Source organism: Sphingobacterium sp. UBA7631, assembly GCF_002483935.1.
Lineage (GTDB): Bacteria > Bacteroidota > Bacteroidia > Sphingobacteriales > Sphingobacteriaceae > Sphingobacterium > Sphingobacterium multivorum.
Genome location: NZ_DLIX01000004.1, coordinates 808926 through 823320, shown reverse-complemented (window position 1 = coordinate 823320; position 14395 = coordinate 808926). Strand labels below are relative to the sequence as shown.

Annotated in this window: 12 protein-coding genes; 10 read left to right on the top strand and 2 right to left on the bottom strand. The window is 40.8% G+C overall.

Annotated elements, in window-relative coordinates; genetic code table 11:
* The first annotated feature begins 214 nt into the window (after nucleotides 1-214).
* Nucleotides 215-2893, top strand: a complete 2679-nt coding sequence (locus tag B3P16_RS08205; protein ID WP_286842354.1) for a TonB-dependent receptor — start codon at nucleotides 215-217, stop codon at nucleotides 2891-2893.
* Nucleotides 2890-3861, top strand: coding sequence for an NAD(P)H-quinone oxidoreductase (locus B3P16_RS08200; protein ID WP_312522780.1), 972 nt, complete (start codon nucleotides 2890-2892; stop codon nucleotides 3859-3861). The genes B3P16_RS08205 and B3P16_RS08200 overlap by 4 nt, the downstream gene beginning before the upstream one ends.
* On the opposite strand, the gene B3P16_RS08195 is transcribed toward B3P16_RS08200, so the two are convergent.
* Nucleotides 3850-4713, bottom strand: coding sequence for an AraC family transcriptional regulator (locus tag B3P16_RS08195; protein ID WP_286842352.1), 864 nt, complete (start codon nucleotides 4711-4713; stop codon nucleotides 3850-3852). The genes B3P16_RS08200 and B3P16_RS08195 overlap by 12 nt on opposite strands.
* A gap of 144 nt (nucleotides 4714-4857) precedes the next feature.
* On the opposite strand from B3P16_RS08195, the gene fucP reads away from it, so the two are divergent.
* From fucP to B3P16_RS08155, 8 genes are all read left to right on the top strand, one after another.
* The gene (fucP, locus tag B3P16_RS08190; protein WP_286842349.1) at nucleotides 4858-6123 is read left to right on the top strand and encodes an L-fucose:H+ symporter permease; all 1266 of its coding nucleotides are present in this window, start codon (nucleotides 4858-4860) and stop codon (nucleotides 6121-6123) included.
* A 10-nt stretch (nucleotides 6124-6133) separates the two neighbouring features.
* A complete protein-coding gene (locus B3P16_RS08185; protein WP_046672141.1) occupies nucleotides 6134-6466 on the top strand; it encodes an L-rhamnose mutarotase in 333 nt (110 codons plus the stop codon).
* 2 nt (nucleotides 6467-6468) lie between these two features.
* On the top strand, nucleotides 6469-8127 hold the full coding sequence (locus tag B3P16_RS08180) for a UxaA family hydrolase (protein WP_286842347.1): 1659 nt from the start codon (nucleotides 6469-6471) through the stop codon (nucleotides 8125-8127).
* Nucleotides 8128-8176: 49 nt separating this feature from the next.
* The gene (locus B3P16_RS08175) at nucleotides 8177-9490 is read left to right on the top strand and encodes an alpha-L-fucosidase (RefSeq protein WP_286842345.1); all 1314 of its coding nucleotides are present in this window, start codon (nucleotides 8177-8179) and stop codon (nucleotides 9488-9490) included.
* A 2-nt stretch (nucleotides 9491-9492) separates the two neighbouring features.
* Entirely contained in the window at nucleotides 9493-10257 is a 765-nt protein-coding gene (locus B3P16_RS08170) for an SDR family NAD(P)-dependent oxidoreductase (RefSeq protein ID WP_046672143.1), read from the top strand.
* Nucleotides 10258-10298: 41 nt separating this feature from the next.
* A complete protein-coding gene (locus B3P16_RS08165; RefSeq protein WP_070563737.1) occupies nucleotides 10299-11156 on the top strand; it encodes a fumarylacetoacetate hydrolase family protein in 858 nt (285 codons plus the stop codon).
* A 25-nt stretch (nucleotides 11157-11181) separates the two neighbouring features.
* Nucleotides 11182-12009: an amidohydrolase family protein gene (locus tag B3P16_RS08160; protein ID WP_286842342.1), complete on the top strand. Its 828-nt coding sequence runs from the start codon at nucleotides 11182-11184 to the stop codon at nucleotides 12007-12009.
* Nucleotides 12010-12188: 179 nt separating this feature from the next.
* Nucleotides 12189-12980 carry an SDR family oxidoreductase gene (locus B3P16_RS08155; protein ID WP_115047408.1) on the top strand — a complete coding sequence of 264 codons (792 nt, stop codon included), beginning with the start codon at nucleotides 12189-12191 and terminating at the stop codon, nucleotides 12978-12980.
* Between the two features lie 150 nt (nucleotides 12981-13130).
* On the opposite strand, the gene B3P16_RS08150 is transcribed toward B3P16_RS08155, so the two are convergent.
* Nucleotides 13131-14378: a S41 family peptidase gene (locus B3P16_RS08150; protein ID WP_286842339.1), complete on the bottom strand. Its 1248-nt coding sequence runs from the start codon at nucleotides 14376-14378 to the stop codon at nucleotides 13131-13133.
* Between the last annotated feature and the right edge of the window lie 17 nt (nucleotides 14379-14395).

The window sequence follows — 14395 nt, the reverse complement described above, 5'->3', positions numbered from 1 at the left end:
AAAATAGTGTAAGAAACGAGCTGTTGAGAAAACAGCTCGTTTTTTTTATATACAAAATCACAACTTTTTACGTTAATAGCTTAAGAATTCTTATATTGAATTGTATTATTGCAAAGTCTATTTGATGGAACTAAAGGACGGGAATATTATCCGGTTAGTACTTTTTTTAGCTATAACGAACTTGTTTTTTTTACCCAAAACCACTTTAGGGCAGGTGTCAAAAAAAGAGGTTTATGGCATTGTTGTCGATACAGCTGGAAGGCCCCTAAATGGTGTAAGTGTTCACCTGACGAGTTCCCGCGATACCTTGTTCTCATCAACTTCCGCAACAGGTTATTTTCATTTTAATCGTGTACTGGGTAATGATATTCGTATTAGCTGTAGCCAGCTGGGCCTTAGTATCTTGGAACGTAGTTATCCCTTGTACAATAGCACGACAGCTAAATTGGATGTTGGAAAATTGACCATGTTTCCCCATGTATCCCTTTTAAAAGAAGTTGTTGTACTAAAATATAAACCCATTGTCTATAAGCAGGATACTGTTCAATTTAATCTGGATGCTTTTCAATTTGATCGTCGGGCACTCTTAGAAGAGGCTCTTAAGGCATTACCCAATATTCAGGTCTCGCGGGATGGTTCTGTCTACGCCTTCGGTAAGCCCATATCCTCTGTTAAGGTGGATGGTAAAAAATTCTTTGGTGGCGATGTGCTCACCGCCACACGCAATCTTCCTGCAGATTTTGTGAAAAGCGTTCAAGTTATTGATTTTTATGGTGACGAGGCGACGGCAAAAGGAATTAAAAGTGCTGAATCCGAAAAAGTTCTGAATATTGTGCTCAAAGATGATAAGAAGAAAATTACTTTTGGTCAAGCTACGCTTGGCGGTGGTTCGGTAGATCGTTACTTGGGGAGTGCTGGACTGAATCGTTTCAATGACGGTAAAGAGTACTCTGTTATCGCCTCGGTCAATAATACCAATACCAACCTTTTTTCTTTCGGTTCGCCCAATGGCGGGGAACGGGAGCGGGAAATGGGCGAGCTAGCGGATTTTGCGGACCCGACAGACGGCGTCAATAAAATCGGCTCTGTAGGTGGTAGTTTCTCTAGTCCGCTTTCTAAAACGGTAACAGCAAGCGGAAAATATAGCTTTACGCAACGTAATAATTATATCCAGGGAAATTCCTTATTACAATCGATATATGGGTATGGCAAAGCCGCGAATAATCTGATTAGTAATTTTGAAGATTACAAAATAAAATCAATCGATCGTATCCATAAAATGGACTGGGATTTTGATATGAAGCTGTCGCCCAAAGATCAGCTTAAAATATCGCCCAAACTATCTTGGACCAATTCGACCAGCAATACGTTAAAAGATAGAAGGATCCAAAATAATCGGTTAAGTAGTACGGGGAACTACGGCGCGGCCAATAGTACAGAAAGCCCTGCTGCGGCTTTAGATCTTTTTTACGTGCGAAGTTTTACTAAACCGGGGCGGAAAGTACTTTATACTTTGCATACGGATTTTAATTCCTTGGATAAAGATGAGGAAGTGCGCGATTTTAATAGAGCGATCGACAGCAGCTTGAACGTGCCAAAAATAACGGAAACTTACCTGAATCAAATGGTCCGTTCCAGCAATGAGAATAAAAATATCCAAAGTCGCTTGTCGTTGGTGGAGCCCGTTGATTTAGGTGGTACCTTGGAGATCAATTACGATTTCGATTATACCAAAATTGATGCCCGTCGCTCTACTTTTGACAATAACAATAATTTTAACAACGGGCCCATACTGGTGGATTCACTTAGTTTGAAGTACGACTATTCTTTCGCAAGCAATAAAGTCGGCATGATTTACCGCCAAGACTTAAGCGAAAAAGTAAAGGTAAACTTCGGTTTTGCAGTTCAGCCGTCCGAATTAACGGGAAGTTCAACAGATAAACTGATAAAAACCTCCTATTCAAATGTTAATCTCGTGCCCTCTGCTGGATTGAAATGGAAGTTTACCAAAGAAGAGGATCTTTCTATGGACTATTATGGACGTAATAACCAGCCTAGTTTCTATCAGATACAGCCGGTGGTGGACAATACCAACACACAGAATATCGTGGTCGGAAATAAGGATTTGAAATCTGAATTTGCACATAGTATTGTTTCAAAGTATCGCAAATCCATCACGCGGAGGGGACAATATCTGGAAGCCAGTCTTGCTTTTAACTTAGTAAATGATAAGATTGTAGCCAACCGGACAATTGAACCTAATTCAACGATACAGAAAACGACTTATCGCAATACAGAAGGCTACTATGATATTAAGAGCTATTATTTGTTTACAGCTTCTTTATTGTCGGATAATTTGCAGATGAGCTTAAATGGCAATGCAGATTATTACAACAATATTTCGTACGTCAATGATAAAAAGAGCTTTGGTGGACACTTTTTGTTTACACAAGCCCTTCAATTCCGCTATACCTGGAGTGATATTTTTGAAGCGGAATTAAATGGCAACTATTCGTTGAACAGGGCCACATTTGACTGGCCTGTACAAGATAATATCACGGCGCATTCTGGAATCGTTGGTTTGGGATCTAAAGCTTATTTGGGCAAACATTTTACCATGGGACTTGAACTTTCTCAAAAATTTAATGCGGGTTATTCGAGCTCATGGAACAATATTAATCCAACGATAATCAACGCCTATATGGAATATACTTTTGGAAGGAATAACTTGGGTATGTTGAGATTTCAGGGATTCGATCTAATGAATCAGAATACTGGAATTTCACGTGCCGTGGTGGGAAATGATATTTTAGACGTTCGAAACAATCGTTTGGCTCGTTATTTTATGCTTTCGCTCAATATAAGATTACAGAAATATCCCAAAAAATCATGATGAAAGCTGTCATTATTACTGAACCGGGCGGACCCGAAGTTTTGGAAGTCCGCGATGTGGAGATGCCGCAGATCGGTGAACTGGAAGTTTTAGTAGAAGTAAAGGCTGCAGGTGTAAATAGACCAGATGTTTTTCAGCGTAAAGGGAACTATCCGGCACCTGCCGGGGTGGATGCGCGGATACCTGGATTAGAAATAGCAGGGGTTATTGTCGCAAAGGGAACCGGGGTCGCTGACTGGAACATTGGTGATCGTGTATGTGCACTCGTAGCGGGTGGAGGTTATGCAAACTATGCTAAGGTCTATCAGGGACATTGTTTGCCTATTCCCGATCATTTAGATTTTGCGGAAGCAGCCTCGCTGCCTGAGACCGTATTTACAGTATGGGACAATGTCTTTCGAAGAGGGAATTTGCAGACCGGCGATCATTTTTTGGTACACGGTGGTGCTGGTGGGATTGGCAGTACGGCAATTCAGTTAGCGGCCTTGTTTGGTGCAGCAGTATATACGACAGTCAGCTCATCTGAAAAGGCTAGCTTTTGTAAATCATTGGGAGCAACCAAAACAATAAATTATAAAACGGAGGATTTTCTGGAGGCGCTGAAGCCTTTGGGGGTTGATGTTATTTTAGACAGTATTGGTGGTTCATATTTTGAGAAAAATATCAACCTTTTGAACCCCGATGGACGTTTGGTTTATATTAATGCGATGGAAAGCGCAATAGTCGAGTTAAACTTGCTCAAATTAATGCAGAAACGGATTGTTTTAACGGGAAGTACATTACGGGCGAGAGACCGTGAATTTAAGCAAGTGCTACGGGATGATATCTGGTCTCAGGTATGGCCGAAACTTAGCGCTGGCGATTTCAAACCGACCTTATACCAGGTGCTTCCTTTTGCCGAGGCTGCGGAAGCCCATCGATTGATGGAAGATTCAAGCTTATTGGGTAAAATCGTCTTAAGTTTTTGATCGCTGAAAGCTGAGCGGCGTGGTGCCGGTTACATTTTTGAAGTATTTATGGAAGCTTGAAAAGTTTTGAAAACCTGATTCAAAGCAGATCTGCTTCACCGTCTGTTTGTTTTCTATTAATAAATTGCAAGCGGTTTTCACGCGCATTTCGATCAGAAATTGAAAGAGCGTTTTTCCGATCTGTGATTTGAAATAACGGCAGAAGGAATTTGGGGTCATTCCCGTGAGAGAGGCAAGTTCTTGCAGGCGTATCTGGTCGCGATAATTTTCACCGATATATTGCATGGCAACCTGCATACGGTTGGCATCCTGATCTTGCAGCTGGATGGTAAAAGTGGGGCTCGTTAACAGATCATGTTGTTCTTCGGCCGAAATATACTGTAATATTTCTAATAAATGAATAATACGTGGGGTACCTGTTGCTGCCAAGATAGCGTCAATTAATTGCGCAGTTTTTAGTCGGCTGCACTCCAATAATGAAATGCCTCTTTTGGAGACGCGAATAAGGTCTTTGATGGATTTATTTTCAGGTAAATTAATAAAATCATTTCCCCAAAAGTTCTCTTTAAAATGAAGCACACGAATATCTGCGCTTTCTGCTTCTTCCTCTTGAAGATAAATTTCGTCAAATAACCAATAATGAGGTAGGTTTGAACCCACAAGGGTGATATCGCCCGATTCAAAGCGCCGGACACTATCGCCAATAAATTGGGTGCCTGAGCCTTTGGCGAAATAAATTAATTCCAGTTCTTCGTGGTAATGCCAAAGATTATGGTACTGAGGTGTATTGTCTCTACGCGCGTTGAACGAATGCTCAAGATTGCTGTTTAAATGAAGCAGCTGTGCTTTCATAATTATGAAATATATGCAGTAAAGTTACATAATTCAGTTTAGCTATGGTAATATAGCTTAATAATTTGATAATATACTTGAATATTGTCTAGCATTTTTAAGCTTATTTTACATTAAATAACTACTTATAACCATTTGAAAAATATGACGAATAAAAAGAGTTACGCATTTGCCTTGATTTTGGTGACATCCTTGTTCTTTTTCTGGGGATTTATTCATAACCTTGATCCGATCTTAATTCCGCATTTGAGGAATGCGTTTAGTTTATCCCATTTCCAGGCTTCCTTAGTCGATTCGGCTGTATTTATCGCTTATTTTGTGATGGCGATTCCTGCTGGAATTATCATGAAAAAATATGGCTATAAAGCGGGTATTTTGATTGGATTGATCTTTTTTGCCATTGGCTGTTTTCTTTTTGTACCTGCGGCCAATACGATAAGTTATGTTTTCTTTTTGGGGGCATTGTTCGTTGTAGCCTGTGGTCTTACCATTCTGGAAACCGCTGCAAATCCGTATGTAGCGATTTTGGGAGATCCAGCTTCTTCGGCGCAACGGCTTAATTTTGCGCAGTCCTTTAATGGACTAGCAGCCTTTGTTGCTCCGATTTTTGGTGGAAAATTTATTTTATCCCATGAACCCAAATCACAGGAAGAACTGGCGCAAATGGCTGAGCAGGCAAAGATGGCGTATATTCAGTCGGAAACAGCTGCTGTGAAATTGCCTTATGTAGTATTGGGAATATTGATTTTATTGATCGCTGCCTTGTTTTTCTTTACCAAATTACCTGATATCAAAGATGCCGAGGAAGAAGGTAGAGCTGGTTTTTTCCACGCGTTGCGTCATAAAAATGTGCGTTGGGCCGTGGTGGCTCAATTTTTCTATGTGGGAGCGCAAGTCTGTATTTTAAGCTTCCTGGTATTGTATGCAACAGAAGCTGCGGGCATATCGGGTAAGGATGGGGCCGATTATGCTGGGTTTGCGGGATTGGCTTTTATGTTGGGCCGGTTTATCGGTACATTTTTTATGCGTTTTGTATCAGCATCCCAGCTTCTGATCATCTATTCCGCTATAGCGATCGTTCTATCCCTATTTGTCATCTTCGGATCAGGTATTCAGACCTTGTATGCATTGATCGGTATTGCATTCTTTATGTCTATTATGTTTCCGACGATATTCGCGTTTGGTGTACAAGGTATCGGTGCCGATACCAAATCTGCTTCCAGTTTGATCGTCATGTCTATTGTTGGTGGTGCTTTGTTACCTCCAATTTTGGGCTTTATCTCGGATAAAACAGGACATTTCCAGTATGGCTATTTTGTGCCATTGGTTTGTTTTATTGTTGTCTTATTGTTTGCTTTCCAAAATAGAAATGTCAATATTGCGGAAACCGAAAATCTTAAATCACATTAATTAGTTAGTAATGAAAAGATATGTCATGGCTTTAGATCTTGTGGACGATCCACAATTGATCAAGGAATATGAGGATTACCACCGTGAGGTTTGGCCGGAAATAAAACGTTCGATTCTGGATGCAGGTATTCTGCAGATGGAGATCTATCGTTTTGAAAATAGATTGTTTATGAACATGGAGGTGGGTGAAGACTTTTCATTTGAGAAAAAATCGGCTATGGATGCTGCCAATGAAAAAGTACAGGAATGGGAACAGCTGATGTGGAAATACCAGGCGGCCATTCCGGGGGCAAAGCCGGGAGAGAAATGGGTAATGATGACAAAAATATTTGAATTAGTATAATTATGGCTATACAGCGCTATTTACAGATCCATCCAATGGATAATGTCCTTGTTGCATTACAGGACTTGGCTGCGGGAACAACGATTGTTTTTGAAGGTAAGGAATTTACATTAAAGCAAGCTGTTGCTGCCAAACATAAATTCACCATCCAGCCAATGGAACAAGATACGGAGATATTGATGTATGGTGTTCTGGTAGGAAAATTGAATACTCCCCTAGCTGAAGGGGAACTCATTACCACTGAAAACTTGCGCCATGCGTCGGAAGATTTTAAAATGGGCAATCGCAAGACAGCCTGGACAAGACCTGATGTTTCTGCATTTAAAGATAAAACGTTCAATGGATTCCACCGTTCAAATGGGACTGTTGGAACGGCCAATTACTGGTTGGTTATTCCATTGGTTTTTTGCGAAAATAGAAATGTATTGACCCTGAAGGCTGCTTTTGAAGAAAAGTTGGGCTATAAAGTAAAAGCCAATAATTACGTGTCTGAGGTAGAAGATCTCATTAGCTTATATAAGTCTGGTGCTGATGTAAATGCGATTCTTAGTCAGGATCTACTTGCTAATTCGACTTCCAGTGAGCAGGAACGCCTGTTCAAAAATGTCGATGGAATCAAGTTTTTAAACCATGAAATGGGCTGCGGCGGAACCCGCATGGATTCGGATGCCTTATGTGGCCTTTTGGCTGGTTATATCACCCATCCGAATGTGGCGGGGGCAACGGTATTGAGTTTAGGATGTCAGCATGCGCAGGCTTCCATTCTGAAAGCTGAAATTGAAAAGCGAAGTCCAGGTTTTGATCGCCCACTGTATATTTTCGAACAACAGAAAGAAGGAACTGAAAAAGAGCTTATGCAAAAGGCGATTAAAGCAACTTTTGCAGGGATGATGCAAGCGGATAAAAATGAGCGCAAACCAGCCTCATTGGACAAATTGTGTATAGGTCTGGAATGTGGTGGTTCAGACGGATTTTCGGGCATCTCGGCCAATCCGGCGCTCGGATTTGTATCAGATATTTTGGTGACTTTAGGCGGATCGGTGATTCTGGCGGAGTTTCCTGAATTATGCGGCGTGGAACAGGAGTTGAGTGATCGTTGTATCGATGAGCCAACGGCGGAGCGTTTTATGTCGCTGATGCGTACTTACAACGCAAAAGCTGAAGCTGATGGTTCGGGATTCTATATGAATCCTTCTCCGGGCAATATTCGTGATGGTTTAATTACTGACGCAATTAAGTCTGCTGGGGCTGCCAAAAAAGGAGGAACATCACCTGTTGCAGCAGTGATTGATTATCCTGAATTGGCCAACGGTCCGGGGTTAAACTTATTATGTACGCCTGGTAATGATGTGGAAAGTACAACTGCAGAAGTGGCAGCAGGTGCTAATATTGTCTTGTTTACTACGGGGCTGGGTACCCCTACAGGTAACCCGATTGCACCTGTTGTGAAACTATCAACAAATACCAAGACTTTTGAGAAAATGCCCGATATCCTGGATTTGAACTGTGGTACCATTATCGAAGGTACAGAGACTATTGAGGAAGCCGCACACCGTATTTTGGATTATGTAATAGAGGTTGCTTCTGGTGAAGTGAAACCGAAGGCGGTGTTGTTGGGGCAAGACGATTTCATACCATGGCGTAGAGGTGTTTCTTTGTAGTTGGGTATAATGAGTTTATTGAAAATCCATGACAACTAATCATTTACATATGAAACTTAAACATGTAATCTGTGGTTTAGCCTTGCTGATGGGATCAGTATCCGCGAGCTATAGCCAGCAACATTATCAACCGAGTCCCGAAAATCTGAAAAATAGGGAGTGGTTTGAACAATCTCGGTTTGGTGTTTTTATCCATTGGGGGGTATATAGTGTGCTGGGGGATGGTGAGTGGGTCATGAACAACCAGAATATCAGTTTGGATGAATATGCATTGCTGCCTAAATTTTTCAATCCAATTTCCTTTAATGCGAAAGAATGGGCGAAGTTATTTAAACAGGCAGGGGCAAAGTATATCACCTTTACGACCAGACATCATGATGGATTTTCGATGTGGAACAGCCAGGTTTCGGACTATAATGTGGTGAAGAAATCTCCCTTCAAACGCGATATTGTGAAAGAGTTGGTGGAAGCTTGCCGTGCCGAAGGGATAAAAGTGATGTTCTACTATTCGCTTTTAGACTGGCACCGGGATGATTATCTGCCTGTTGGTAAAACGGGTGGTGGCATTGCGGGGCGCGATTCAACGAAAGGGGATTGGAATCATTATGTCCAGTTTATGAAAAGCCAATTAACGGAGCTGTTGAGCAACTACGGTGAGATCGATGGGATCTGGTTTGATGGTCATTGGGACAAGCCCAATGAAGATTGGCATTTCAAAGAAATCTATGAATTGATTCATAAGTTACAGCCACAGTGCTTGGTGGGTAACAACCACCATCTGGCGCCATTTGAAGGGGAAGATTTTCAGATGTTCGAACGTGATTTACCTGGAGAGAATACTACTGGGTTCGGCACGAAAGCGCATGATGTTGGGAAACTAGCGAAGGAAGTATGTGGAACAATTGCAGGATCTTGGGGATTTGAGCTGAAAGATCGGACACGAAAATCCTTTCAGGAAGTGCTGAAATACCTGGTCAAGGCAGCTAGTCATGGTTCCAATTTATTGCTCAATGTTGGCCCGATGCCAAACGGTGAGATTCAGGACTATCAACAGGAGCGCTTGAAAGAACTTGGAAAATGGCTATCGGTGTATGGTGAAACAATCTATGGAACAGCGGGTGGGGCGGTGTCACCAACAGACGATTATGCGTTGACAAAAAAAGGAAACCAAGTGTATCTACATGTGTTTAAAACGGATAAAAAGGAATTGTTGATTAATAACCTTCCTTATCAGGTGAAAAAAGTAAGCACATTTATCGGAAAGAAAGAGATTAAGTTTAGTTATAAGAACAATAGTCTACGCTTGGATTTGCCAACATCGACAGATGAAGCAGATTTGGTATTGACATTAACAATTAAATAACAATGGGAAAATTAGAACAAAAAGTAGCTGTAATTACCGGTGGTGGTAGTGGGATAGGCCGTGCGATCAGTCTGCAATTTGCTGCAGAAGGAGCAAAAGTTCATATTCTGGATTTGAATGAAGATGGCGGTAAGGCTGTAGTTGATGAGATCTTGGCTTTGGGTGGTCAGGCTGCATTTAATCGTTGTAATGTAACTGATCAACAAGAAATTACTGCTATAGCACAAAATATCGGAAAAATTGATATTTTAGTAAATAATGCTGGTATCGCTCATGTTGGTAATTTGGAAAATTGTCAATCAGAAGATTTTGAGCGTGTTTTTAATGTGAATGTTAAGGGAGCTTATAATGCATTGCATGCTATTGTGCCGATGATGAAGGCGCAGGGTTCGGGAGCAATCCTTAATTTAGCATCCATAGCTGCATGGGTTGGTATCACGGATCGTTTTGCGTATTCGATGAGCAAGGGGGCTATTTACGCGATGTCAATGTCTGTAGCACGGGATTACATGGCCTACGGTATTCGTTGCAATAGCATTTCGCCTGCACGTGTACATACCCCATTTGTGGATGGATTTATCGCAAAAAACTATCCTGGAAAAGAGGAAGAAATGTTTGAAAAACTATCAGCAAGCCAACCAATAGGCCGCATGGCGCAACCGGAAGAAATTGCCAAATTAGCACTTTTCTTGTGTAGTGACGATGCTGGATTTATTACTGGAAATGACTACCCTATTGACGGTGGTTTTATTAAATTGAATAATTAAAAAGCTAAAAATAAAATATCTATTATCTCAATACTATAAAAATGAAATTAATACGTTTTGGAGCTCAAGGCAAGGAGAAAATCGGTGTTCAGATCGATGGTGTAAATTACGATGTAAGCGCATTTGGTGGTGATTACAATGAACAATTCTTTGCCGAGAATGGTGTAGCCCGTTTAGAAGAATTTGTGAAGGCAAATGAAGGTAAGTTGATTGAAGTTCCTCAAGGCGAACGTATCGGAGCACCTTTTGCCCGCCCATCCAAAATTGTTTGTATTGGATTGAACTATTTAGACCATGCCAAGGAAACAAATGCACCAATTCCTGCTGAACCGATCATCTTTATGAAATCGACCACTTCGTTGGTAGGTCCATACGATAATGTGATGATTCCGAAAGATTCTGTAAAAACAGATTGGGAGGTGGAATTCTGTATTGTGATCGGTAAAAAAGCTTCTTATGTAGAAGAGCATGAAGCCTTAGATTATGTGGTCGGTTATGTATTGCACAACGATGTTTCCGAACGTGAGTATCAGCTGGAACGTGGCGGTACTTGGGATAAAGGAAAAGGATGTGATACGTTTGCACCGATGGGACCTTTCATGGCGACAAAAGAAGAAATCAAAGATATCAACAATGTGCGTCTATGGTTGAAGGTAAACGGAAAAACCTACCAAGATGGTAATACCAAGGATTTAATCTTTTCGGTGGCGCATGTAGTATCCTATGTGTCTAAATTTATGACTTTGTTGCCAGGAGACGTGATATCAACAGGTACTCCGGCAGGTGTTGGCTTAGGATTTAACCCACCGATTTATTTGAAGCCTGGCGATGTGATCGAGTTAGGAGCAGATGGTCTTGGAGAGTCCCGTCAGACTGTGGTAGCGTATTCAAAAAATTAATTGCTCATTAGGTTTTCTTTTCATTATGCGTATAGATACCCATCAGCATTTCTGGAAATTCGATCCAATTAGAGATAGTTGGATTACCGAAGAAATGCAAGTCATCAGACGTGATTTCACCCCTTTGGATATTCAATTTGTGCTTGAACGAAATGGATTTGGAGGGAGTGTTGCTGTTCAGGCGGATCAATCCAACGAAGAGACTGCTTATTTGGTTCAGCTGGCTAGTGATTATCCTTTTATTAAAGGCGTAGTGGGCTGGATTGATCTTCAAGCAGCGGATATTCGACAACAGTTGGATGGCTATCAATCAGCTAAGGTCATCAAAGGATTTCGTCATATTGTTGAAGGAGAAGCTGACCCTGATTTTCTCATTCGCCCTGCGGTATTAAACGGGCTGAAGGCCTTAGCAGATTATGGTTATACGTATGATCTGCTCATCCGTCCACGACATTATGCGGCAACGTTGGATTGTGTGCAGCAAAATCCAAATCTTCAATTTGTATTGGATCATATTGCCAAACCGCCGATCAAGTCGAAAGCATTTGATGAGTGGGCGGCGTTTATCGATGCGCTATCTGCCTTTCCAAATGTCGTATGTAAAGTTTCGGGACTTGCAACAGAGGCCGATTGGGAAGGATGGAAACTTGATGATTTTAAGCAATATCTGGAGCATATCTTTGCGCGTTTTGGAAAGGAGCGCATTATGTACGGGTCAGATTGGCCGGTATGTCTATTGGCGGCATCCTACGAAGAAAGTATTGCCATCGTTGAGGATAAATTAGGGCAATTTACGGCTGAAGAGAAGAACGCATTTTGGGCAGAGAACGCAATACGTGTATATAATCTTTAAAAGGAAAAACTTCAGCATGCTATGAAAGGGAAAAATAGCATGCTGAAGCTTTTTATTGGTCATGAAGCTGGATAATGGGCTTAATGACGTCAATATAAATTAATCAATAACCAGAGAACGAATTCATTGTTGCGAATGTTAACCACAATCAATGAAACAAACCATTCAATAAAAGTATTATGGATCTTCATTTAAAAGATAAAGTTGTTATTGTTACCGGCGGAGCAAAAGGAATCGGGCGGGCTGTAGTCCACGCGTTGGCTAAAGAACAGGCTATTCCTGTCATTGTTGGCCGTAAACAAGCTGATAATGAAAAAGTCAAAGAAGAAATAAAGCAATTTGGTGTGGATGCACTCTGTATTGAAGCAGAATTATCTAAACCCGAAGATTGTGAAAGAGCCGTTCAAAAGACATTGGAAGTGTACGGGCGGATCGATGGTTTGGTGAATAATGCCGGACAAAATGATGGTGTTGGATTGGCATCGGGCAACTATGAAAGATTTGTTGCTTCGCTGCATAAGAACTTAATTCACTACTATCTGATGGCACATCACGCTTTGGATGCGTTGAAAGCATCTAAGGGCAGTATCGTGAATATTTCGTCCAAAACTGGTGAAACAGGGCAGGGCAATACCTCGGCTTATGCGGCATCCAATGGTGGACGTAATGCACTTACGCGAGAGTGGGCTGTAGAATTGTTGCCTTACTCGATTCGTGTCAATGCCATTATTGTGGCAGAATGTGCAACTCCCCAATACGATACCTGGATTCAAACCTTATCAAATCCGGAGGAGACATTGAAAAAAATTACGGACCGCATTCCATTGGAGCATCGCATGACCACAGCAGCGGAAATCGCCGATACAACAGTCTTTTTGCTGTCTAACAAATCAAGTCATACAACTGGTCAATTGATTCATGTGGACGGTGGCTATGTGCATCTTGATCGGTCGATTATTGCTGAATCGTAGCAGAAAAGCGATTGGGTTTTGGAAATTAAACTTGAGTGAATTTTAAAAAGACAACGCCGGTTCATTTCCAAAATCCATGATCTTTTTTGTATTAATTGTTGAATCAGCTATTACGAAACTCAGAGAGTAGACAGCTTGTTTTCCTCTTTTTTAAGAAGCGCTGTTGCCTTTTATCTTCGCTAATGTTTGCTCGATCCAGTCGCGATCTGAAGTTAAGGAAATATCGGGTTCTACACCTATTCCTTCAAATGGTAGATACTGCTGCCAATTGTCCTTCAGATCTGTAAAGCTAATCTTAATTTTTTTCGAAGGGCATAGCAATGTTGTATCGTAATTTCGGCCATAGGTCAGTACACCTTTGGTTTTTTGGCCAAGCACCGTTACATTTTTCATCCCTTTTATTCTCACCACAAATTCTTCGGCATTGCTGGCGGTATAATAGTTCATTAGTATATAGATTTTTCCGCTGTATTTAGTAAGTATATTTCGTAACATATCTGAGTTTTTGTCTGCACCACCGCCATTGTTCTGGAGGTCGACAATAAGATTTTGAGCCAGGTTCTTTTCTTTTAAATCATTATAGAAAGTCGTAGCTTCTTTAAGTACTGCAGTTGAAGAGCCAAAAGTCGAGATTTTAAGGTAATCTATCTCTGGTTGAAGCTGCTTTAGCTGGTATCTGCTTGTGATAGGGTTTTGTAAATTTGTAATAGGTTTATTATTTCTTTTGCTCCAGCCGAAACTTAAGAATTCTCCCTCTTGAATACGATTAAGTGTAGATAGGATTTTCTTGTCAATAAAGCCACCGGTCACTATTCTAAAATTATTATCCTCTTTAGGGATAAGGTAGAACATTTCTTCTCCTCGGGACCAGGACGGAATTTTAGTATCTAAGATAATACCCACCAATTTGCTTTCCGATTGGACAACTGCTACCTTAAAGAGATTATGGTAAAAATAGATCCCTTCATATTCTTGGGGAGTTTTATTTGCTAGCTCGCGCTCTAAACTGTCTAAATTCAGATTGGATTTTCTATAATAGCCGTCAGTTTCGTTGATGATTTTTTTCAAGGTATCTTTGTTCTGCAGGTCTTGATAGGTATAACTGGAAGAATTAGTATTAATTACATTATGGTAATCCTTTAAACAATCCAGCAGGCTATAATAATTTACTAACGCTTCAATAAGGTAGATATCATTCTTTTGCGCTTCTTGAAGTCGTTCAAATTGTGACCTAACTTTTTTCTGATTCTCCTTTTGGGTCTTAAACGAGGGTGTTTTCTGCAAATTCTTATAGATAAAGGAGAGATCAGCGAGGTATTCTTGTTGCGTAATTTTTTGCGGGTATATTTTAGATAATACTACGAATAGTAGCAGAGCTACTGTTATTATTTTTTTCATAAAAATGGTTTATTCGC